Raw genomic sequence first — 21,711 nt, forward strand, 5'->3', positions numbered from 1 at the left:
ATGTCAGTGTGTAGGCAAATTCGCTGTTTTGCGAATCCGGTTTGGGTGGAGCTGCCGTCGGTGATGGTTTAACTGCTCGGCCATTTGGTACAGCAGATCATCACAGTAAGACAGCCCCATGCGAATGAAGCTGCTGAGCACGTTGCAGCCAAGCAGCGGATCAATTTCGCCCGCTTGAATTTGTTGAAACACTTCAAGTGCCCCCTGGTGACTCACCAATCCATGGTTCAGGAGAGCCAGTCGCCTGTTTCGGTATTCGGTCAGCATCAGTGAGGCCGGGTCGCGTGGTGTTTTGACGGGTGTGACGCCATACAGGCGTGCGCGAAGCAAATTTTCAAGGTCATGCAGGGGCTGACCCTGATTGTCAATTTCACTGGCGAGCAGGGCAATTTCGATGGACAATTTGAGAGGCACCTGAAAATTGGCAGGAAGCGGTGAGCAGGCAATGAGGGCACGCATGTAGGCATGTTCGGCCGCCGTGTCATCGCCCTTGTCGGGCAGGCTATTCAACAGTTTCTGAACAGCCCAGGGCGCCTGATGAGAGAGCCAGTGCTGGGCAAGTTCATAGGTTGGCAGATTGTCAGCGGGATGATTGCCCGACACAAGCCTGAAGTGTTGGCTCAGCCGAAACACCCTGAGGAATTCGTGTTGCTCGAAGCCGAACTCGGGGTGACTGAAAAGTTGCTCCAGCACTGCCAGTGAGATATTTCCAGTGGTCAAGGTTTCTTGAAGCGCCAGGGGGTGTTCGTTCAAAACCGTTGCCAGACAGGCATGCATCACAAGCAGTTCACGCTGCATGTTTTCAGTGCGTTTTGGTCCCAGTGACAGAAGGGCCTGTTGCACCAACCCCGGTATTTGTGCCCGTGCCGGTGCCGGTGCATCGACCGCAGAGGCTGGTTTGTTGTGAGTGGATTTGCTGTTGAACAGCTTGCGCAGCCCAAGTAGGGCGTTTTTGAATTCAGGGGTGGCCACGGCAGAGTCCCGTTTCGTTCGGAATGCTTCTGAGTGGCAATCCAATTCTGAAAATTCCATTGAATCCAAAGCATTTTTTAAATGAGGTACGTCATTTGACGTAGTGCCTTGCGTCAATTCGCGCATGGTTCAAATCAGGGGCGCTGACCAACAATGGGGGGTCGAAGTTTTGATCAACCTGATTTGAGGCGAATACGATGAACATGAAAAAACTGGCGTTGAGCCTGGCGATTGCGGCAGGCGCTGCCACGGCGTCATTGGCGGCCCATGCGGCAGACACCATCAAGGTGGGCGTACTCCATTCCTTGTCTGGCACGATGGCAATTTCTGAAAGCACCTTGAAAGACACGGTGCTGATGATGATTGATGAGCAGAACAAAAAGGGGGGCTTGCTGGGCAAGAAGCTGGAGCCTGTGGTGGTAGACCCGGCTTCAAACTGGCCCTTGTTTGCTGAAAAAACCCGCGAGCTGATCAGCAAAGACCACGTGTCTGTGATCTTCGGATGCTGGACATCAGTGTCGCGCAAATCCGTTTTGCCCGTGTTGCAAGAATTGAACGGTCTTTTGTTCTACCCCGTGCAATACGAGGGTGAAGAGTCTTCCAAAAACGTGTTTTACACCGGTGCAGCACCCAATCAACAGGCCATTCCGGCGGTGGATTATCTGATGAAGGATCTGGGCGTGAAGCGCTGGGTACTGGCCGGAACCGACTATGTGTACCCGCGCACGACCAACAAGATTCTGGAAGCCTATTTGAAATCCAAAGGCGTGAAGGACAGCGACATCATGATCAATTACACGCCGTTTGGGTATTCAGACTGGCAGTCGATTGTTTCTGACATCAAGAAGTTTGGCAGCGCTGGCAAAAAGACGGCCGTGGTTTCAACCATCAATGGCGACGCCAACGTGCCGTTTTACAAGGAGTTGGGCAACCAGGGTATTTCATCTCAGGACATTCCTGTGATGGCGTTCTCGGTGGGTGAAGAAGAGCTGTCTGGCATCGACACCAAACCGCTGGTGGGCCACCTGGCCGCATGGAATTACTTCGAGAGCGTGAAGACGCCCGAGAACAAGGCCTTCATCAAGGAATGGCACGCCTTCACCAAGAACCCCAAGCGCACGACCAATGACCCCATGGAAGCCACTTACATCGGTTTCAAGATGTGGGTGCAAGCCGTTCAGAAAGCCGGCACCACCGATGTGGACAAGGTTGAGCAGGCCATGATTGGTCAGAAGGTGAAAAACCTGACTGGTGGCATGGCTGAAATGAACAAGAACCACCACCTGAGCAAGCCAGTGCTGATCGGCGAAATTCAGGGCAATGGTCAGTTTCAGGTGGTGTCTGAAACCAAAGGCACCGTGCCCGGTGACGCCTGGTCTGATTACCTGCCTGGTTCCAAAGACCTGATTGCCGACTGGACTCCACCCATCATGTGCGGCAATTACAACGTCAAAACCAAGAAGTGCATTGGCCAGAAGTTCTGACGAGGAACCCAGTGAAACGATTCGCCCTGACAACCCTGTTCAGCTTGTGGCTGGTGTGTGGCGCAGCCCATGGACAAAGTGCCGCGCCTCAGCCCCCGCTGGCAGAACTGATGCACCAGCTGGCCACGGCCAGTCTGGGTGATTCCCCCGCGCTGGTGGCGCAATTGGATGAAAAAGGGGGTGACGCCATGTTGCCTCTGTTTCAGGCCATGCGCGATGGCAGCCTGTATTCTGTGGACACCACCCACGACCTCGTGATTGAGCAGGATCAGGGCAATCAATCCCTTTTTGTTGACGCACTGACTGGCAAGCCTGTCCAAGACGTGACAAGCGATGATGTGTCGGCTGTACCGGTCAACAACCTGTTAAGAGGCCAGCTTTCGCTGCTGATCTCGAAAATTCAAATTCATTCGCCCAACCCCAAGGTGCGCCAAGAGGCTGTGTTTTCACTGTTGGCTGACTTGAATCCGACCCTGATTCAGACCCTGGAGGAGGCCCGCATCCATGAAAAAAGCAGCGGTGTCAAAGACGCCATGGACCTGGCGCTTGCCATGAACACGGCGGTTCATTCTGCCAAACCCGTAGAACGTGTGAATGCCATTGAGAAGCTGGCAGGCAGCCAGCGTGGTGAGGTTCGAAATCTCTTGAATCGCCTGAAGGCAGACCCCTCACAGCCGCAGGTTCAGGCCGCTGCTGTGGAGGCCTTGAAGAAAATCAAGTTCAAAAGTGATCTGTATGGCATGGTCGACACACTGTTTTTTGGACTAAGCCTGGGCTCGGTGCTGTTGTTAGCGGCCATTGGTTTGGCCATCACCTTCGGTGTGATGGGCGTGATCAACATGGCGCATGGCGAGATGATGATGTTGGGCGCTTACACCACCTACGTGGTTCAGTTGGCCATGCCCAATCACATTGATGAGTCTCTGTGGGTGGCCATTCCGGCGGCCTTCGTAGTGGCTGGCGCAACCGGTGTGTTGATCGAACGGTGCGTGATCCGGTTCTTGCACGGCAGACCCCTTGAAACTTTGCTGGCAACCTTCGGCATCAGCCTGGGGCTGCAGCAGGCGGTGCGTACGGTGTTCTCGCCGCTGAACAGGCAAGTGCAGGCACCAAGCTGGATGAGCGGCTCGGTGGAAATCAATCCCGATCTGTCGATCACCCTGAACCGGCTTTGCATTCTTGCCTTTGCGCTCATCGTGTTTTTTCTGTTGCAACTGGTGTTGAAAAAGACATCGTTGGGTTTGAATGTGCGCGCGGTCAGCCAGAACCGCAACATGGCCAAGTCCATGGGCATCAAGACTGACCGTGTCGACGCCATGACATTTGGCCTGGGCTCCGGCATTGCGGGCATTGCCGGCGTGGCGTTGAGCCAGTTGACCAATGTGGGGCCAAATCTGGGCCAAAGCTACATCATCGATTCGTTCATGGTGGTGGTGTTTGGCGGTGTGGGTAATTTGCTGGGCACCCTGGTGGCTGCATTCACCTTGGGTGTGGCCAACAAGTTTCTTGAGCCGGTCACCGGTGCGGTGCTGGCCAGCATTCTGGTGCTGGTGTTCATCATCTTGTTTATCCAGAAGCGCCCCAAAGGGTTGTTTCCACAAAAAGGCAGGGCCGCCGAATGAATTCCGTGCTGAACTTTTTTACGAAGCCAAGGCAGCCCGACTCGACCGTGATGCCGTTTGTTGTGGTGCTTACATTGGCCACCACGTTCTTTGCCCTGTGTAATTTGCTGGTGCCCGCAGGGTCGGTTTTCCACGTCAGCACCTACACCATCACCTTGCTGGGCAAATATCTGAGTTACGCCCTGTTGGCTTTGGCGGTGGACGTGGTGTGGGGCTATTGCGGCATATTGAGCCTGGGCCACGGCGCCTTTTTTGCGCTTGGCGGCTATGGCATGGGCATGTACCTGATGCGCCAGATTGGCACGCGGGGGGTTTACGGCAATCCGGTGTTGCCTGACTTCATGGTGTTTCTGGACTGGAAAGAGTTGCCCTGGTATTGGCTGGGCATGAATCACTTTCCGTTTGCCATGCTGATGGCGCTGCTGGTGCCCGGCTTGCTGGCGTTTGTATTTGGCTGGCTGGCCTTTCGATCCAGGGTAACCGGGGTGTACTTGTCGATCATGACCCAGGCGCTGACCTACGCCATGATGCTGGCCTTCTTCCGCAACGAGATGGGGTTTGGTGGCAACAATGGCTTGACTGACTTTAAGGACTTGCTGGGGTTCGATCTGCAAACCGACGGCATGCGGGTGTCATTGATGGTGGTGACCGCCCTGTTGCTTGCACTGGCATACCTGTGCAGCCATTTCATCATGAAGTCGCGCTTTGGCAAAGTGATCGTGGCCATTCGCGACGGCGAGCCCCGAGTGCGGTTTTTGGGCTATCGCACCGATTTGTACAAGGTGTGGTTGTTCGTGTATTCAGCATTGCTGGCGGCTGTGGCGGGGGCCATGTACGTGCCGCAGGTGGGCATTATCAACCCAGGCGAGTTTTCACCAGTTAACTCGATTGAAATTGTGATCTGGGTGGCTGTGGGTGGCCGCGGCACGCTGTATGGCGCCGTGGTGGGCGCATTGCTCGTGAATTACGCCAAAACACGGTTTACCGCGATCTTGCCCGACGGCTGGCTGTTTGCACTGGGCGCCCTGTTTGTGCTCGTGACCCTGTTTTTGCCCAAGGGGTTGGCCGGTTTGCTGCAGGAACGGGTGAACCGCAGACCGGGTAAAACCCCTTTGAATGAGGTGCAGGCATGAACGCAATGCGCTGGCCCACTGAGGTGGCCTCTGCCGACGAACTCGATCTTTCACATGAGTACATTTTGTATGTGGAGGGGGTGAGTGTCAGCTTTGATGGCTTCAAGGCCTTGAACGATTTGAATCTGTACGTGAAGGCGGGCGAGTTGCGTTGCCTGATTGGTGCCAATGGTGCCGGTAAAACCACCCTGATGGACGTGATTACCGGAAAGACGCAGCCAGATGGGGGCAATGTGTTTTTCGGCCAGAACATCAACCTGCTGGCGCGCAGTGAAGCAGACATTGCGCAACTGGGCATTGGTCGAAAGTTCCAAAAGCCCACGGTGTTCGAGGCCCATTCTGTGCTGGACAACCTCGAGATGTCGCTGAAGGCAAACAAGGGCATTTGGTACAACCTGTTTGCCAAACTGAGTGCCGTGCAGCGCGACAAAATTGACGAGGTACTGTCGATCATCGGCTTGCAGCAACAACGCCACATGCTGGCGGGTGCCTTGTCGCATGGTCAAAAGCAATGGCTTGAAATCGGGATGCTGCTGGTGTCTGACCCGCTGTTGTTGCTCATTGACGAGCCGGTGGCCGGCATGACTGGACAGGAAACAGAGCGCACCGCCGAATTGCTAACCGGGCTTGCGGGCGAGCGCACCGTGATCGTTGTGGAACACGACATGGAATTTGTGCGCAGCATTGCGCGAACCGTGACTGTGTTGCATCAGGGCAGTGTGCTTGCACAGGGCACGATGGATCAGGTGCAAAGCAATCGCTATGTGATCGAAGTGTATCTGGGAGAAGAGGCATGATCACCTTCCAGCAGGTTAATCAGCTGTATGGCGGCACCCAGATTTTGTGGAATCTGGACCTGGAGATCCGCAAGGGCTCGTGCACCTGCATCATGGGCAGAAACGGTGTGGGCAAAACCACGCTATTGAAATGTCTGATGGGTTTGCTGCCTGTGGCGGCGGGTGAAATTTGTTTGGGTGACACCGTGCTGAACAAAGTGTCTGCCGAGCAACGGCCTTATCTGGGCATTGGCTATGTGCCCCAGGGTCGGGAGATCTTCCCCATGTTGACGGTTGAAGAAAACCTGAGGCTGGGGCTGCCCGTGCGGCAGGACAAGGCGCGTCAAATTCCTGACAAGATTTTTGAATTGTTCCCAGTGTTGGGCGACATGCTGAAACGCCGTGGCGGCGACCTGTCGGGTGGCCAGCAGCAGCAATTGGCCATTGGTCGCGCCCTGGTGATGGAACCCACCGTGCTGATATTGGACGAGCCGAATGAAGGCATTCAGCCCAATATTGTTCGGCAAATTGGCGACGTCATTCTGAAACTGAATGAGACCGAGGGTCTGACTGTGATTCTGGTCGAGCAGAAGCTGGGTTTTGCGCGGCGGGTTGGCAAGGAGTTTCGCCTGATGGAGAAAGGGCGCGTGGTGGCCAGCGACACCATGGACAAACTCAGCGATCAGCTCATCAAGCAACATCTGGCGGTGTAAGGGCGATACCCATGAACAGCCCGGCAGAACCTTGGCGACACACCCTTGATCACCCAGCCATGAGTACTTGGAATGCTCGGCTGGAACTGGATTTTCAGCGCACAGCGCGGGGCACGGTGTTAAGCCGAAACAGGCGGCAGGGGCCCTTGTACGTTCAAAAGCCGTTCTACCCGGAGGGAGCCGACCTGGCGCATGTGCTGTTGCTGCATCCGCCTGGCGGCATGGTCTCTGGCGACACCCTGGAGCTGGAGATGACGCTGGCGCAGGACGCAGGCGCGCTGTTGACCACGCCGGGGGCGGGTCGAATGTATCGCATGCGACCTGACGGGTTGGTGCAAACCCAGCGCAATCACTTGCGCGTGGCCAAAGGGGCAAGCCTGGAATGGCTGCCTCTGGAGACGATTGTCTATCCAAAGGCACGCGTTCATGGCCGAACCGCGTTTGAACTGGAAGCGGGTGCAAGCCTGTTCGCCTGGGAAGTGTGCTGTCTTGGCTTGCCCGCCAGCCATGCGCAATTCGACGAGGGAGAGGTGGATCAAACTTTCAGCGTGCATTGCGAGGGTCGCTTGCGTCTGAAAGAGCGAATTTTGATCGACAACAACAGCCGTGAGCTGATGGAGGCAACGGTTGCCTGGCAGAGCCAGCCGGTGGTGGGACTTTTTCTGGGCGGCCCATGGCCTGAGCCGCTGAGCGAACAGGCGATGGACACCTTGCGCGCGCATTGCGAGGCTTTGCCTTCCAGTCATTTGGCCACGGTCACTGAAATTGAAGGCTTTGTGCTTGCCCGATACCTGGGCCCCTGCAGTGAACAGGCGCGAAACCTGTTTGCCCGGTTGTGGACTCTGTTACGCCCAGGTTTGTTGGGTAGGGCGGCCTGTCCTCCGCGCATTTGGCGCACTTGAAACACATTGCAGACGATGAAGGGATCAAACCATGGACCTGTTGCCCCGTGAGAAAGACAAATTGTTGCTGTTTACTGCCGCCTTGCTGGCCGAGCGCCGCCTTGGCCGCGGTTTGCGCCTGAATTATCCCGAGGCTGTGGCTTACCTCAGCATGGAGATCATGGAGGGCGCGCGCGATGGCAAAACCGTGGCTGAGTTGATGAATTACGGTCGAACCCTGTTGAGTGCCGATCAGGTGATGGACGGTGTGGCGGATTTGATTGCCGAGGTGCAGGTTGAGGCCACTTTTCCGGACGGCACCAAGCTGGTGACTATTCACAACCCCATTTGGTAGAAGGAGCCCTTGCATGAAGCCAGGTGAAATCTTGGTCGCTGAAGGCGACCTGACCATGAATGAAGGACGACGTTGCGTCAGCGTGCGCGTTGAAAACACGGGGGACCGGCCAGTGCAGGTGGGTTCGCATTATCACTTTTACGAGGTGAACCCGGCTTTGCAATTCGACCGTGCACTGGCCTATGGCTGCCATTTGAACATCATTTCCGGCACGGCCGTGCGGTTTGAGCCAGGCCAGGGAAGACAGGTGGAACTGGTTGAGTACGCCGGCAAGCGCGAGGTGTATGGCTTTCGCGGTGAGGTAATGGGCCCGCTGACAGCGCCAGCCAAGGGAGCCAAGCCATGAGCCTGAAAGTAGACCGCACCAGTTATGCCCAGATGTTCGGCCCCACCACCGGAGACCGAGTCCGACTGGGCGACACCGAGCTGGTCATACAGGTCGAAAAAGACTTCACCGTGTATGGCGATGAAGTCAAATTCGGAGGGGGCAAGGTCATTCGAGACGGCATGGGCCAAAGCCAGGTGTCTTGTTCAGAGTCACTTGATCTGGTGATCACCAATGCACTGGTACTGGATCACTGGGGCATCGTCAAAGGCGATGTGGGCGTCAAGGACGGGCGTATTGTTGGTGTTGGCAAAGCGGGCAACCCGGACGTGCAAGACGGTGTGGGGCTCATCATCGGCCCCGGCACCGAGGTGATCGCAGGTGAAGGCCATGTGTTGACGGCCGGTGGCATTGACGCCCACATTCATTTCATTTGCCCCCAGCAAATTGATGAGGCCCTGATGAGCGGCATCACCACCATGGTAGGCGGTGGAACCGGGCCTGCCACCGGCACCAACGCCACCACCTGCTCGCCAGGGCCATGGTACATCGGCAAAATGCTTCAGGCCACCGACGGGTTGCCCATGAATTTCGGATTCCTCGGCAAGGGCAACGCGAGTCTGCCCAAGGCACTGGAAGAACAACTGGAGGCAGGTGCCTGTGGCTTGAAGCTGCATGAGGACTGGGGCACAACGCCAGCTTCCATCGACAATTGCCTGAGTGTGGCGGAAAGGTACGACGTACAGATTGCCATACACACTGACACGCTGAATGAATCGGGCTTCGTCGATGACACCATCGCGGCCTTCAAAGGCCGGGTGATTCACACCTATCACACCGAGGGTGCAGGCGGCGGTCATGCGCCAGACATCATCAAGGCTTGCGCTTACCCCAATGTGCTGCCCTCGTCGACCAACCCGACCCGCCCTTACACCGTCAACACGGTGGATGAGCACCTGGACATGCTGATGGTGTGCCATCACCTGGACACCAGCATTCCGGAAGATGTGGCATTTGCCGATTCAAGAATTCGCAAAGAGACGATTGCCGCCGAGGACATTCTCCACGACCGTGGCGCGTTTTCCATGATTTCCTCGGACAGCCAGGCCATGGGCAGGGTGGGCGAGGTCATCACCAGAACCTGGCAAACCGCGCACAAGATGAAGGTGCAGTTCGGGTTGTTGCCTGAAGACGAGGCCCTCGGCGCAGACAACTTCAGAGCCAAGCGGTTTATTGCCAAATACACCATCAACCCGGCCATTGCCCACGGTATCGCCCATGAAGTGGGTTCCATTGAACCCGGCAAGCTGGCCGATCTGGTGCTGTGGAAGCCAGCCTTTTTCGGGGCAAAGCCGGCCATGATCATCAAGGGCGGGATGATCGCTGCCGCCCCCATGGGCGATCCCAATGCCTCTATTCCGACCCCTCAGCCCGTGCATTACAGGTCCATGTTTGGTTCATTTGGTCAGGCACCTGCCGCCATCAGTGTCACCTTTGCCTGTCAGGCCGCCATCGACGGGGGTGTTGCAGCAAAGCTGGGTTTAAAGCGCAGGCTGGTGCCCTGTAAAAACACGCGCACGATTGGCAAAGCCGACATGGTGCACAACCATTGCTTGCCCAACATCACCGTGGACCCGCAAACCTATGAAGTGCGTGCCGACGGCGAACTGCTGACCTGTGAGCCCGCCACCGTATTGCCGCTGGCGCAACTGTACAACCTGTTTTGAGGACCTGAGCATGCTTGAAATTACACAAAGGCTGGGCACCGATTGCCAGAGCGACATTGACGACGTGGTGTGTTTGACCCATGAGCAACGTGAACGCGGGCGATTGCGTTTAACCGGTCAAAGCGGCGATGAAGTGCGCCTTTTTCTGGAGCGGGGCAAGCCCCTGCTGGTGGGCGAATACCTGCGAAGCACTTGTGGAAAAACAGTGTTGGTTCAAGGGGCCATTGAACCGGTGGTGACGGCCATCGCGCCCGATTGGGAATCCTTTTCCAAAGCCTGTTACCACCTCGGCAATCGCCATGTGAAAGTCCAGATTGGTCACCTTTGGTTGCGCATGCAGCCTGATCACGTGCTTGAAGACATGCTCGTCTTGCTGGGCCTCTCCTTGCAGCAGGGGCATGCGGTTTTTGTGCCCGAAAGTGGCGCCTACGCAGGGCTGGGCGGCGGACACCATCACAGCCATGGCGAATCCCATTCGCACAGCCACGCATGATGAAAGGGACAAAAGGCCCTAGCGATGGCCTCACATTGATGCGTTTGATGCATCTGTCCAGCGTGGGGCTACCCGTGGGCGGGTATTCGTTCTCCCATGGACTCGAGTTCGCGCTGGACGCCCGTTGGCTGAACAACGCTGACCAGATTGAGCAGTGGATCACCGTGCAATTGCTTCACGGACTTGCCCGAGTGGACTTGCCCGTTCTGCTGAATGTGATGCGCGTGCTGGACAACTCACCGAATGTGCAAACCGACAAAGCCCGCAATCTCATGAACCAGGCCGGTCCTCTGCACCTGCTTCAACCCTGGAATGATTTGGCGCTGGCCTGTCGCGAGAGTCGCGAACTTCGAATGACGGATGCCGCCATGGGCAATGCCCTGGCCAAGCTCTTACCCGCGTTGGGTCTGCCTTGTTTGCCCGCTCAGCCCGGGTTTGACTGGAGCTTTCCGGTGTTGTTTGCGTGGGCCAGCCAGGCCTGGGCCATCGAACCCCACCATGCAGCCTGCGGTTACGCCTGGAGCTGGCTGGAAAACCAGGTGACTGCCGCCACCAAGCTGCTGCCCTTGGGGCAAACGCAGGCGCAGGCCTTGCTGGCCAGTTGCCAGTATTCCGTACCCCAGGCGGTGGCCTTGGCCGCCACGCTGGGTGAAGACGACATAGGCGCAAGCCTGCCGGCATTGGCTGCGGCCAGTGCCCGCCACGAAACCCAATACACCCGGCTATTCCGGTCCTGAACTGTTTTGTCAAGAAGGAGAACACACCATGAACAAACCTGCACAAACCCTGCGCGTAGGCGTAGGCGGCCCGGTGGGGTCCGGAAAAACATCGCTGTTGAAGTCACTGTGTTTTGCCATGCGAGACCATTACAACCTGGCCGTGGTCACCAACGACATTTACACCAAGGAAGATGCGAATTTTCTGACCACACACAAAGCTTTGCCAGCCGATCGGATCATCGGGGTTGAGACTGGGGGCTGCCCCCACACCGCCATCCGGGAAGACGCGTCCATGAACCTGGCTGCTGTGGACGAGCTGATTGCCCGCCATGGACCGCTCGATTTGGTGTTCGTGGAAAGCGGGGGTGACAATCTGAGCGCCACGTTCAGCCCTGAATTGAGCGATCTCACCTTGTATGTCATTGACGTGTCCGCGGGTGAAAAAATTCCACGCAAAGGTGGGCCAGGCATTACCAAGTCGGATTTGCTGATCATCAACAAAACAGACCTGGCACCCATCGTGGGCGCTTCTCTTGAGGTGATGGACACCGATGCGCGGCGGATGCGGGGCAGCAGGCCTTTCGTGTTTTCCAATCTGAAAAAAGCCCAGGGCCTGGACGACATCATTGCATTCATCGTCAAAGAGGGCATGTTGCCAGAAAAAGTGTTGCCACCCGCCGTGGCTGTGGTTTGAACCAGAAGGAGCAATGAACCATGAAAAGATCAAAATTAATCGCCTTGGCGGCCCTCATTCTGCTTGGCCCAGTGACTGCTGGCGCACACCCTGGCCATGTTGAACACCTTGCACAAATGGGCTGGCTGCAAAGCGCAGTTGCCGGTTTTGTGCATCCGTTCACCGGGCTTGATCATCTTCTCGCCATGTTGGGCGTTGGCGCACTGGCAGTGCGTCAGCGCAGTGCCCGCATTGCGCCGTTGGTATTCAACAGCCTGCTTGTACTGGGTGGTTTGCTGGGTCTGATGGGGTTTGGTATGCCGTTTGTGGAAGGCGGAATTGCAGTGTCATTGCTGGTTGTGGCTGTTGCGCTGGCGGTCGGCCACCAACTGAATGGTCGGCTGCTGGCATTCGTTGTGGGTGGGTTTGGGCTGTTTCATGGCGTGGCTCATGGCATGGAAATGCCGACCGCAGCCACCAGTGAACTTTTCCTGGCGGGCATGCTCTTGGGTAGTGTTGCCTTGCAGATTGTTGGCTTTACTTTGGCCAAGTGCGTTGCGCTAGCCTATTCCGTCGAGCGATTCTATCTTGGCTAGCGTGTTCACCAGGTCTGTGAAGCGTTCACCCTGAACCACCACATGGGCTTTTAATAACGAGGCCGCCCGCTGTTCCTGGTGCGCGGCTATGGCATCCAACACTTGCTGATGTTCATCAAACGATTTGCGCAGCCGGTATTTGACTCTTAATTGCAAGCGTCTGTAGGTGCGAAGTTTACGTTGCAGACCACTGGCCTGCTCGGTTAAAAATGCATTGCGGCTGAAAGTGTAAATCAGGTGATGGAAATGTTCATTGGCATAGAAATAGGCATCGCTGTCGGAGACGTCGGCTGCCTGTCTGCATTTTTCGTGGGCCTGCCCAAGCAGTTTAAGTTCTTGAGGACCGATGCGTCGCGCTGCGAGCCTGGCGCACATAGCCTCAAGTTCAGCCATGACCTCAAACATTTCAGTCAGTCGCTCAGGCGTGATTTGAACAACAACAGCGCCTCGTCTTGGACGGTATTCCACCAATCCTTCTCCCGCCAACATGGAGATTGCCTCGCGAATTGGCGTACGTGACACCTGAAATCGTTCAGCCAATTCTGTTTCGTCGAGGTGCGTCCCTGGGCTTAGGGTACCAGTTGCAATGTCCTGTTCTATTTCGTCTCTTAATCTGTCTGACAGCTTGCTCATGGCGTGATGAATTGTTTGTTAGGCAGAGTGTAACTGCTTAGGGTAAACGAGAGTGTTTTTTGTATACATAAAACGCTTCTAATTATACAAAATTAAATTGCTTGAATAACAAGCAAATTTCCAACCAAAAGAGAGGAGTGTGAAATAAGCATGGATCGTCGAGATTTTATGAAAATCGGCACCGGGGCCGCTTTAAGCGCGGGCATTGGTGGCTTACCGTCTTGGGCTTGGGCACAACAAGCCAGTTTGAAGATTTCGCACCAGTTTCCGGGTGGGACGCTAACAGAAGGTGATTTCCGCGATCGCTTGTGTCGTCAGTTCGCACAGGCTGTCGAAAAAAAGACAGCTGGTGCTCTGAAGTGCGCGGTTTATCCGGGTTCTTCACTGATGAAAACCAACGCGCAGTTCTCCTCTATGCGCAAAGGTGCGCTGGACATGTCATTGGTGCCGCTTTCTTACGCTGGTGGAGAGGTGCCTGAGACCAATATTGGTCTTATGCCGGCCTTGGTACCTAGCTACGAAGTTGGGACTGCCTGGAAAACGTCAGAGGCTGGCAAGTTGCTTGCCAAAACTCTGGATGCCAAAGGCGTGATGATTGTTAGCTGGATATGGCAGGCCGGTGGTGTGGCCAGTCGCGAGCGTCCTCTTGTTTCTCCTGATGATGCAAAGGGGCTGAAAGTACGCGGCGGCAGCCGGGAAATGGACATGGTGTTAAAGACAGCGGGTGCGTCGGTTATCTCTCTGCCATCCAATGAAATTTACGCTGGCATGCAGACCGGTGCCATGGACGCAGCCATGACCTCATCGACCAGTTTTATGTCTTTCAAACTGGAGGAGCTTGCCAAACATTTGACCTCCGGTCGCAACCGCACTTACTGGTTCATGCTGGAACCTCTGATGATTTCCAAGGACGTGTTTAGTCGTCTGCCCAAAGCGCAGCAAGACGCCATCATGGAAGTGGGGTTGGCCATGGAAAAGTTTGGCACCGACGCTGCAAAGGCTGACGACGTTGCATGTGCTAATTTGTATGCCAAAGCGGGTGCCAAAGTGTATGACATGGACGATGCCATTCTGAAGAAATGGCAGGACATCGCGCGCGAAACAGCCTGGAAAGATTTTGCCAATCGCAATGAGTCCTGCAAAGCGTTGATGAACGCAGCGATGAAGCTGATATGAGTCACGGGTTCGAGATGAAGCCGGCGCAAGCCGCCGAAATCGAACCTGGCATGCCCGCATTTTTGATGCCCTTGGCCCGCTTGATGTTGTGGGTTAACAAGGTCATGGTGATTGTGGGCATGCTCGGTTTACTGGCCGCCTCATTGATTCTGACATACGGTGTTGTGGGGCGTTTTCTGTTTAACCTGTCGACTGATTGGCAAGACGAAGCCTCTGTGTTTTGTTTGGTCGGTGCCACTTTCTTGAGTGGTGCATTCGTACAGTCCCTGCGTGGACACATTGGCATTGAAGCCGTGGCGGGCGTCTTGCCCAAAAGCTTGAACAAGTTGCGCTTTGCGCTGGTCGATGTGTTTTCGCTGGGATTCTGTGCTTTTTTCACCTGGAAGTCCTGGACCCTTTTCCATGAGGCTTTTGTGGATGGTCAGACCACCTCGTCAACCTGGGCACCACCTCTGTCCATTCCTTATGGTTTGATGGCCATGGGGATGACTTTGCTGACTATTCAATTGACGCTTCAGGCGGTGGCTCGCCTTCGTCTGCTCTTCATAGGATCTGATCAATGAGCATGGTTACGCTAGGACTGCTATTCACAGCGGTCACTTTTTTTGTCATGTTCTCCGGAGCGCCCATTTCATTTGCGTTGGGCGGTGTTGCCGTAATTTTTATGTATTTTTTCATGCCGGAAAGCGCACTGGATACAGTGACGCAAAATGTCTATGAGGAAATGGCCAGTATCACGCTATTGTCGATTCCCCTTTTTATTTTAAAAGGGGCCGCAATCGGCAAAAGCAGGGCAGGTCAAGACCTCTACGCAGCCATGCATGTGTGGATGGCCAAAATTCCTGGCGGTCTGGGTATTGCCAATGTGTTTGCGTGCGCACTGTTTGCTGCGATGGCTGGTTCAAGCCCGGCAACGTGTTCAGCCATTGGAAGTGCAGGAATTCCTGAAATGCGCAAGCGTGGCTATTCACCCGGCTTTGCTGCAGGCATCATCGCAGCGGGCGGTACCTTGGGTATTTTGCTGCCGCCTTCAATCACGATGATTCTGTACGCCGTTGCAGCTGAACAGTCTTTGGGTCGATTGTTTCTGGCTGGCATCGGGCCAGGTGTATTGCTGGTCAGCCTTTTTGCAGGCTTTGCGGTGTTTCAGTATTCCAGAGAATACACAAGGGCCAAAGCGGTGTTTCAGAGCACTGGCCAAGACTCCGCCATGTTGATTGAAGAACATTTCACCCTCCGTCAAAAATTTGAAATGATGCCGAGGGTGGGGCCTTTTGTAATTCTGTTGATTGGTGTGATGGTTGCATTATATGGAGGCTATGCAACACCATCCGAGACGGCTGGATTGGGCGCATTGCTGGCACTTGCACTGATTGCGGTGGTTTATGGTGTATGGAGAATCAAGGACGTCACCCCCATACTGCAGAGCACCTTGAAAGAATCGACCATGTTGATGTTCATTATTGGCATGTCGCTGCTTTTCTCGTACGTGATGAGCTATCTTCACATCAGCCAGTCAGCCGCTGAATGGATTGTCAGCATGCATTTGTCGAAATGGGTGTTGCTGGCCACCATTCTGTTTCTCGTCATTGTGCTGGGCTTTTTCCTGCCGCCTGTCAGCATTATTTTAATGCTGTCGCCGATCGTACTGCCGCCCTTGAAAGCAGCAGGGTTTGATCTGGTTTGGTTTGGAATTTTGATGACGATCGTGATGGAGACTGGCTTGATTCATCCGCCGGTCGGCTTGAATATTTTCGTGATCAAAAATATTGCGCCGGACATTCCTTTAAACGAAATCATATGGGGTGTACTGCCGTTCGTTGTGCTCATGTTGCTGTCCGTGGTCTTGATTTGCATATTCCCGCAAATCGCGACGGCTTTGCCGGATGCTGTCATGGGTGCCGTTAATGCTGGATGAGGGTTAACGCTTCATTCGTGTGTTCACAAGTGCGGCCAGTTCGGGATTGTGGTGTGGGTCAGCCTCGTCGCTGAGCCCAACCACAACGCCCGATCGGTCTTCAGCTGTTTTGTTTTGACTCATCTTCCATTTGCCCTCGATTTCATGAATAACAATCTCGAGGCCTACGATACCCTTTAGCTGCACCGCCAGAAAATCAGGCGGTGCGTCATCCAGGTGCCAGGGCTCGGGCCGAGTTCTCTCGTGCTGCTTGGTCAAATCGGTCAACAGGCGTCTCAACCAGCCAGTGTCTTCCACAGCGGTGGCCACGCCGCGCACCTCCACCATTTCATAGTTCCACGTGGGCACCACTTTGCCGCTTTGCGCTTTGGTGGCGTACCAGCTGGGGGTGATGTAACCGTTTTCACCCGCAAACACCACCAGGCATTGTGTGTTTTCGCGCAGTTCTTTCCAGTGTGCGTTGCCACGGGCAAAGTGCGCCCTTAAGACCCCATTTTTACCCTCGTGTGGATACAGCACAAAGGGAAGAAAGGTGCTTTGCAGGCCATTGGCTTCACTGGTGATGAAAAGACCCTTGCCCTGCGCCTGGATGAACGCATGGATGATTTCTGGATCCTGTTCCTGGAACGCACTGGGGTTGTACAACATGGATGACTGCCTTACTGGTTCAGATTCAGTTTCATGATTTTGTCGGCCAGAACTTCGGCTTGCTCTTTGCTGGCCAAACCGCCCGGCATGAAGCCGTAGCCTTTCTCAATGTGAGTCGCCAGGGTTGCCAACGCTTGTGGATTGGATTTGTAATTTCGGGCAACCACCTTGAAGCCCGGGCCATATGAACCCGTTGTGAGTTGATGGCATTGCAGGCAGGGCAATTTTTGCTGGTGAATGTAATCCACCAGCGACAGCTTTCCTTCCGGGTCGGCAGCGCTGATCATCGTGCTTTTGCCTGAGCGGGTGGTCCAGGTTACGACCACCACAACCGCTGCAAGAAGGGGCAATAGGACTATCAAACGTCGTTTCATGAGGGTGTGCTTCATTGGATGACTTTCATTTTTGCCTATTTTGAGCGAGTTTCAAATGATTATTTAAAAACTACAATCGAAGTCGTTTGTACAAGTCGGCTGTCAAGCATGCAGGGTAACAATTCCACAGAAGGTTTATCGGATCAAGGGGTAGACCGCGGACAGGCTGCGCGATCAAACCCGGTCGGCACTGAAGCTCAGCGCTTGCCTGACCTGCTTGGTCATGCGGCTCACGATTTGATTCAGGCAGTTGATCACCAGCCTTTGCAATCTGCCTCAAGGGCAGCTGTTTCGGCGGTTTACACTGCCAGCCCCGAATCGCTGGTTACAAGCAGTCGTTCTGTCCAGCAAACCACTGTCATTTCAGCGGAAGCAGTTCAGGTCATGCAGACAATCTTGCCTGTACTCGTTGACTTTGTGAAAACCGCATACCGAGTGGCAGACATGCCCAATCCCGATTTTGATCCGCAGGCGACGGTGCCTGTCTCTCGATACCTGTTTCGGGAGTCGACGAGATTCACCGACAAACCCAGTCATGCAGGGCTGGCGGCCTTGCGCCAGCAAGGCATTTCTGCCCAGTTTGCCTTGCACCAGCCGGGTTTTTGGCGCGCCATGGTTCAATCGATAGAGGGTATTCCCCTTCATTCCATCAAATGTTTGAATGCCGCTGCCTTGATCGGTGAAAAAATCCGCTCTTCACCGGCGGGGGAAAATATTCATGTGTATCAAGCGGGTATCAAGGATGCGGATCATCACATCGTCATTGTGACCTCGACCCCGATCGCTTGTTCTCCTGGTGACGTGGTCTCAGCGGATAGCCTTCCCGCTGATGCAGTTATTGTGGACGCATGGACACATTTCCTTCGCGAGGACAACAAGATTGAGGTGCTTCCCCAACTCGGAATAGTGGGGCAAGAAGTGGTTCGCTATGCACTTGGGGCAACACCTTGCGACAGCATCACTTCGTTTCTGGCCAGCGGCATGTTGTCGTCTGTAAGAAACAACGATTTGGTTGCGATTGAGTCTCCCGGTTCCGGATTTCAAACCACACAATTGAACCTGTTTTGCGAGTTGCCTCCGTTTGTTCATCACGATGAAGGTGCTGCCCATCCAACAGAACTTTTGGACGATGTGTCAGAGAACACCGTGGTCGCCTTTGAACCTGACGACGCCTCGATGAACACCCTTGAGAGGACAGAGTCTGAGGCTGAGTCTTCACTCGCCCCTGAAGTGTCAGACAGTGCTGTGATTATTTCTGAGCAGGGGCATTCGAGAACTCCGTTGGACAAAATGGATTGACCGCAGCACATTGTAGAGACGGTGCGGCCATTTCATTTCATTTCATTTCATTTCATTTCTACTTGCACCTTATCGCAGTTGCAAGGCCACCAGCGTGCCACGTGCAGCCTGGTCGCCCGAAAATGCACCGCCGTCAGTGGCCACATACAGTGTGCCATCCGCCATCGCACCCTTGCCAAATGCAGCCGAGGTGGCGCCGATGATGTGCTCCCTGGCAGTGGCGATCACTCGACGCTGGCCTTGTTGATTGATCCTGACAATGGTGTTGAAGGGATGAGTGGTTACATACAGGCTACCCGCATGGTCAATTGCAAAGTCGTCACCCGGAATGCCTTTCGCAAACACCTTGGCTGAGCTGAAAGTGCCATCGCCCTGCAGGTTAAACGACTGAACAGTGGCGCTGTCGCTGACGGTCACATACAGTGTGTTGCCGTAGAACTGCAAGCCATTGGCACCGGGTGCCAGGGCAATGTAGGGGCGGCTTTTCAGTTGCTTGTCTTCAATGGCAGCAGACACTTTTCCGTTCTCGGGGTTGATTCTCCACACAGTGCCCAGTGAAGAATCGGCAACGTACAGCTTGCCGTCAGGCCCCGTGGTAAGCCCGTTCGGCCAGGACCCATTTGGAAGTTCAGCGAGCAGACGACCTTTGGAGTCTTCTGAAATTTGCCATACGCCACGCACCCGACCTTGGCTGTTGACAAACAGATGGCCCTGTTGATCGAATGTGATCATGCCGACGGTGGTACCAGGTGGCATCGTTAACACCGTGCGCTCTTGACCTGCCGGGCCAATTTCCAGCACGCGCGCACGCACCTTGCTCTTGTCGCCTGTCATGTAGTTTTCACCCTCATTCACGCTGACAAACAGATGTCCATTCGGGTCGATTTGAACACTCTCAAGCCACTCACCTGGCGCAAAAGTTTTGACTATGCGGCTTGAAACGACCGGGTCAGCAGCCAGTGCCTCGGCCTTGGGCAACAGCAGCACTTTCAGGCCGAAAGGTTGCAGTGCACCCAGGGCAAGACTGCCCAGCAGAGTAAGCACGGCCATGGCAGTTCCGCCACTGAGCGCGCGCAGTCGCTGCGTTAGCGTGGTGGCGAATGACAGAAGGCTTAACAGCACCGCCACGAAAAACACGAAGAAGGGCTGGGTAACGCTCAAAAAAGCGGCGATCGAGCCGAGCATCTCCAGAAGACCCAGACCCCAGCGCCGTGTTTGTTTCGCTTTCAGCAATTTTGAGACAGCACGCACACCAAAGACAATGCCAAGTAGCCCGGCAATCCACAGAGCAATCGTATTCATTAAAAACCTCATTTTATTTATTAGGAAGCTATCTTTTTAAAGATAGGAAGCTACCTAAATATCCAAAAAAAACCACCGATTGTTAGTGGTTCCCGGTGTCCAGATTGGACTCCACTTTTCGAAGTGCGACCAAAAAGGCCCGGCGCTCTTCGTCCGTAAAACCCTTGAACATCTTTTCAACCAGCGCGTCACCTGCGTCACAAAATTCAGGCGATGCGCACAACTTGCGGGCCGCGTCGCTCAGGTGCAGTCTGCGAACCCTTGCGTCTTGATCGTCCAGTTCGCGAAGGAGGTGACCGTCCCTTTCCATCCCGTTGAGGATGTTGGTCAGGGTAGGTGAGGTCACTGCCAAACGCTTTTGCAATTCTCGGTGTTCCATGCCGTCTTCGTGAAGCAGGAACTGAAGCACATCGAATTGCCCCACCGAGAAGTTGAACGGGCGAATGGTCTGCTCTAGCGCACGGCGCAGGGCAAGGTAAGCACGTTTTAGTTCAAGCGTGGGATGTGACATATAGTTAGCTTGCTACTTAAATGCTCAGGTGTCAACCCAAAAATGACCGGTGACCTCATGGAATGACATACAGCCCGATCACCACGCAGTGGCAGGCCGCGCCAGCAGCCACAAACAAATGCCAAATGGCATGCGTGAAGTGCACCTTCTTGAGGGCGTAAAAGGCGGCGCCCACCGTGAAGCACAAACCACCTGCAAGCAGCAGCCAGAAGCCCGCACGCGGCAGTGCCGCCCACAAGTCGTGAATGACGAACAGCGACAGCCAACCCATCAGCAAATAAGTAACCAACGACAGTTTTTTGAAGCGGTGTATGAAGTAAATCTTGAAAGCGATGCCCGCAATCGCCAGCACCCAGACTAGCCACAGCATGACGGTGGCGGCGGTGCTGTGCAGGGTCAGCATCAGCATGGGTGTGTAGCTGCCCGCGATCAACAGGTAAATGGCACAGTGGTCCAAACGTTTGAACACGGCCTTGGTTTCAGTGTGGGTAATGGCGTGGTACAGGGTTGAACACAAAAACAGCAGGATCAGGCTGGCACCGTACACCGCAACCCCCGCAATTTGCGGGCCGTTCAACACCGGTACAGCCTTGACCAGAAGCAGCACTGTGCCCACGATGGCGGCCACAGTGCCAATGCCATGGCTGACGGCGTTTGCAATTTCTTCAGGCACCGAATAGCTGGAAGACGACATCTTGACCCTTCACCTAAACCGGAATTGAGGATTGCAAGTATTGCACATGCACCTAGAGTAGTCCCTCTTCCTGCAACTGGTCATTGATCAACTCGAGTCGAAGCAAGGGGTTGCTCAAAGACAGCAATTGAAGCTTCACGGGTTTTTCGATGGGCAACAATTCACACCAACGATTGGCCACCCAACTGCAATCGTCAAAGCGGTAGGGGCGGTGAAATGGCCACTGGTCCTCGGGGATGTCCTGTTCTTCCAGGGACTCCAGTATTTCTTTCAACTTGTCTGCGCAGTGCAGCAAGTCATCCGGAATGGTCACTGGGGGGTCTACCTCCAGCAGTTCGATGTCGCCCACCCACAGACCGCCTTTTTGCTGGGTCACCTGGTGCAGCTTGAAGCGCCGGGTGCCAACGGTCTGAATGCGCAAGAGCGCAGGCGCGGGTGCCTCGCAATTTTCAATGCGCGCCAAGGTGCCATATTGTGCAAGGCTGAGTTGCTCGCCGGGGCGGCGAATTTCGCCCCCCTCGAACAGGCTGACTACACCAAATTCGGTGTCTTCGCGCAGGCATCGTTTGATCAGGTCCAGGTAGCGGACCTCGAAAATCTGCAAGGGCAAAGCGCCGCCAGGGTACAACACGGTACCCAGCGGAAACAAGGGCATGGAAAGGGTGTCTGACAAGTGCTGCTCCTGAA

25 protein-coding genes are annotated in these 21,711 nt (G+C 54.9%); 17 read left to right on the forward strand and 8 right to left on the reverse strand.

The features are described 5' to 3' along the window. Positions 1 to 3: 3 nt before the first annotated feature. Positions 4 to 972, reverse strand: a complete 969-nt coding sequence (locus QQJ87_RS00375; RefSeq protein WP_284279274.1) for a hypothetical protein — start codon at positions 970 to 972, stop codon at positions 4 to 6. 197 nt (positions 973 to 1,169) lie between these two features. On the opposite strand from QQJ87_RS00375, the gene urtA reads away from it, so the two are divergent. The 13 genes from urtA to QQJ87_RS00440 are packed head-to-tail and all read left to right on the forward strand — an operon-like array spanning position 1,170 to position 12,469. After that, entirely contained in the window at positions 1,170 to 2,456 is a 1,287-nt protein-coding gene (gene urtA / locus QQJ87_RS00380) for an urea ABC transporter substrate-binding protein (protein WP_431310060.1), read from the forward strand. Between the two features lie 11 nt (positions 2,457 to 2,467). After that, positions 2,468 to 4,078 (forward strand): urea ABC transporter permease subunit UrtB, encoded by a 1,611-nt coding sequence (urtB, locus tag QQJ87_RS00385; protein ID WP_284279275.1) that lies wholly within the window; start codon positions 2,468 to 2,470, stop codon positions 4,076 to 4,078. A 50-nt stretch (positions 4,079 to 4,128) separates the two neighbouring features. Then, positions 4,129 to 5,211 (forward strand): urea ABC transporter permease subunit UrtC, encoded by a 1,083-nt coding sequence (urtC, locus tag QQJ87_RS00390; RefSeq protein WP_284279311.1) that lies wholly within the window; start codon positions 4,129 to 4,131, stop codon positions 5,209 to 5,211. Beyond that, the gene (gene urtD / locus QQJ87_RS00395) at positions 5,208 to 6,008 is read left to right on the forward strand and encodes an urea ABC transporter ATP-binding protein UrtD (protein ID WP_284279276.1); all 801 of its coding nucleotides are present in this window, start codon (positions 5,208 to 5,210) and stop codon (positions 6,006 to 6,008) included. Before urtC ends, urtD begins: the two co-directional genes overlap by 4 nt. Next, entirely contained in the window at positions 6,005 to 6,700 is a 696-nt protein-coding gene (gene urtE / locus QQJ87_RS00400) for an urea ABC transporter ATP-binding subunit UrtE (RefSeq protein ID WP_284279277.1), read from the forward strand. Before urtD ends, urtE begins: the two co-directional genes overlap by 4 nt. Positions 6,701 to 6,711: 11 nt before the next feature. Continuing rightward, on the forward strand, positions 6,712 to 7,602 hold the full coding sequence (locus QQJ87_RS00405) for an urease accessory protein UreD (protein ID WP_284279278.1): 891 nt from the start codon (positions 6,712 to 6,714) through the stop codon (positions 7,600 to 7,602). A 31-nt stretch (positions 7,603 to 7,633) separates the two neighbouring features. Then, positions 7,634 to 7,936 carry an urease subunit gamma gene (gene ureA / locus QQJ87_RS00410; RefSeq protein WP_284279279.1) on the forward strand — a complete coding sequence of 101 codons (303 nt, stop codon included), beginning with the start codon at positions 7,634 to 7,636 and terminating at the stop codon, positions 7,934 to 7,936. Positions 7,937 to 7,949: 13 nt separating this feature from the next. Next, positions 7,950 to 8,282, forward strand: coding sequence for an urease subunit beta (locus QQJ87_RS00415; protein ID WP_284279280.1), 333 nt, complete (start codon positions 7,950 to 7,952; stop codon positions 8,280 to 8,282). Further along, entirely contained in the window at positions 8,279 to 9,988 is a 1,710-nt protein-coding gene (gene ureC, locus QQJ87_RS00420) for an urease subunit alpha (RefSeq protein ID WP_284279281.1), read from the forward strand. The genes QQJ87_RS00415 and ureC overlap by 4 nt, the downstream gene beginning before the upstream one ends. 10 nt (positions 9,989 to 9,998) lie before the next feature. Further along, positions 9,999 to 10,481 carry an urease accessory protein UreE gene (ureE, locus tag QQJ87_RS00425; protein ID WP_284279282.1) on the forward strand — a complete coding sequence of 161 codons (483 nt, stop codon included), beginning with the start codon at positions 9,999 to 10,001 and terminating at the stop codon, positions 10,479 to 10,481. Beyond that, the gene (locus tag QQJ87_RS00430) at positions 10,478 to 11,218 is read left to right on the forward strand and encodes an urease accessory protein UreF (RefSeq protein ID WP_284279283.1); all 741 of its coding nucleotides are present in this window, start codon (positions 10,478 to 10,480) and stop codon (positions 11,216 to 11,218) included. Before ureE ends, QQJ87_RS00430 begins: the two co-directional genes overlap by 4 nt. Positions 11,219 to 11,246: 28 nt before the next feature. Beyond that, positions 11,247 to 11,894, forward strand: a complete 648-nt coding sequence (gene ureG / locus QQJ87_RS00435; RefSeq protein ID WP_284279284.1) for an urease accessory protein UreG — start codon at positions 11,247 to 11,249, stop codon at positions 11,892 to 11,894. A 20-nt stretch (positions 11,895 to 11,914) separates the two neighbouring features. Then, a complete protein-coding gene (locus QQJ87_RS00440; RefSeq protein WP_284279285.1) occupies positions 11,915 to 12,469 on the forward strand; it encodes a HupE/UreJ family protein in 555 nt (184 codons plus the stop codon). Here QQJ87_RS00440 and QQJ87_RS00445 read toward each other — a convergent pair. Next, complete coding sequence (locus tag QQJ87_RS00445; RefSeq protein WP_284279287.1) at positions 12,434 to 13,102, reverse strand: GntR family transcriptional regulator; 669 nt, start codon at positions 13,100 to 13,102, stop codon at positions 12,434 to 12,436. The genes QQJ87_RS00440 and QQJ87_RS00445 overlap by 36 nt on opposite strands. A 150-nt stretch (positions 13,103 to 13,252) precedes the next feature. Between QQJ87_RS00445 and dctP the strand changes: the two genes are divergently transcribed. The 3 genes from dctP to QQJ87_RS00460 are packed head-to-tail and all read left to right on the forward strand — an operon-like array spanning position 13,253 to position 16,196. Next, the gene (dctP, locus tag QQJ87_RS00450) at positions 13,253 to 14,278 is read left to right on the forward strand and encodes a TRAP transporter substrate-binding protein DctP (protein ID WP_431310061.1); all 1,026 of its coding nucleotides are present in this window, start codon (positions 13,253 to 13,255) and stop codon (positions 14,276 to 14,278) included. Next, positions 14,275 to 14,841, forward strand: coding sequence for a TRAP transporter small permease (locus tag QQJ87_RS00455; RefSeq protein WP_284279288.1), 567 nt, complete (start codon positions 14,275 to 14,277; stop codon positions 14,839 to 14,841). Before dctP ends, QQJ87_RS00455 begins: the two co-directional genes overlap by 4 nt. After that, entirely contained in the window at positions 14,838 to 16,196 is a 1,359-nt protein-coding gene (locus QQJ87_RS00460; RefSeq protein ID WP_284279289.1) for a TRAP transporter large permease, read from the forward strand. Before QQJ87_RS00455 ends, QQJ87_RS00460 begins: the two co-directional genes overlap by 4 nt. Before the next feature lie 3 nt (positions 16,197 to 16,199). On the opposite strand, the gene QQJ87_RS00465 is transcribed toward QQJ87_RS00460, so the two are convergent. Next, positions 16,200 to 16,844, reverse strand: coding sequence for an FMN-binding negative transcriptional regulator (locus QQJ87_RS00465; protein WP_284279290.1), 645 nt, complete (start codon positions 16,842 to 16,844; stop codon positions 16,200 to 16,202). Between the two features lie 11 nt (positions 16,845 to 16,855). After that, the gene (locus QQJ87_RS00470; protein ID WP_284279291.1) at positions 16,856 to 17,218 is read right to left on the reverse strand and encodes a c-type cytochrome; all 363 of its coding nucleotides are present in this window, start codon (positions 17,216 to 17,218) and stop codon (positions 16,856 to 16,858) included. A gap of 108 nt (positions 17,219 to 17,326) precedes the next feature. Here QQJ87_RS00470 and QQJ87_RS00475 point away from each other — a divergent pair, with 108 nt between their 5' ends. Continuing rightward, positions 17,327 to 18,517 carry a hypothetical protein gene (locus QQJ87_RS00475; RefSeq protein ID WP_284279292.1) on the forward strand — a complete coding sequence of 397 codons (1,191 nt, stop codon included), beginning with the start codon at positions 17,327 to 17,329 and terminating at the stop codon, positions 18,515 to 18,517. A 69-nt stretch (positions 18,518 to 18,586) separates the two neighbouring features. On the opposite strand, the gene QQJ87_RS00480 is transcribed toward QQJ87_RS00475, so the two are convergent. The 4 genes from QQJ87_RS00480 to QQJ87_RS00495 all read right to left on the reverse strand — a co-directional run bounded on the left by QQJ87_RS00480 (position 18,587) and on the right by QQJ87_RS00495 (position 21,697). Further along, positions 18,587 to 19,819, reverse strand: a complete 1,233-nt coding sequence (locus QQJ87_RS00480) for an SMP-30/gluconolactonase/LRE family protein (RefSeq protein ID WP_284279293.1) — start codon at positions 19,817 to 19,819, stop codon at positions 18,587 to 18,589. An 82-nt stretch (positions 19,820 to 19,901) separates the two neighbouring features. Next, a complete protein-coding gene (locus tag QQJ87_RS00485; protein ID WP_284279295.1) occupies positions 19,902 to 20,330 on the reverse strand; it encodes a MarR family winged helix-turn-helix transcriptional regulator in 429 nt (142 codons plus the stop codon). A gap of 55 nt (positions 20,331 to 20,385) precedes the next feature. Then, positions 20,386 to 21,024 carry a PAQR family membrane homeostasis protein TrhA gene (trhA, locus tag QQJ87_RS00490; RefSeq protein WP_284279296.1) on the reverse strand — a complete coding sequence of 213 codons (639 nt, stop codon included), beginning with the start codon at positions 21,022 to 21,024 and terminating at the stop codon, positions 20,386 to 20,388. 52 nt (positions 21,025 to 21,076) lie between these two features. Further along, the gene (locus QQJ87_RS00495; protein ID WP_284279298.1) at positions 21,077 to 21,697 is read right to left on the reverse strand and encodes an LON peptidase substrate-binding domain-containing protein; all 621 of its coding nucleotides are present in this window, start codon (positions 21,695 to 21,697) and stop codon (positions 21,077 to 21,079) included. Positions 21,698 to 21,711: the final 14 nt, after the last annotated feature.

It is taken from the genome of Limnobacter litoralis, from assembly GCF_030160455.1.
Lineage (GTDB): Bacteria > Pseudomonadota > Gammaproteobacteria > Burkholderiales > Burkholderiaceae_B > Limnobacter > Limnobacter litoralis.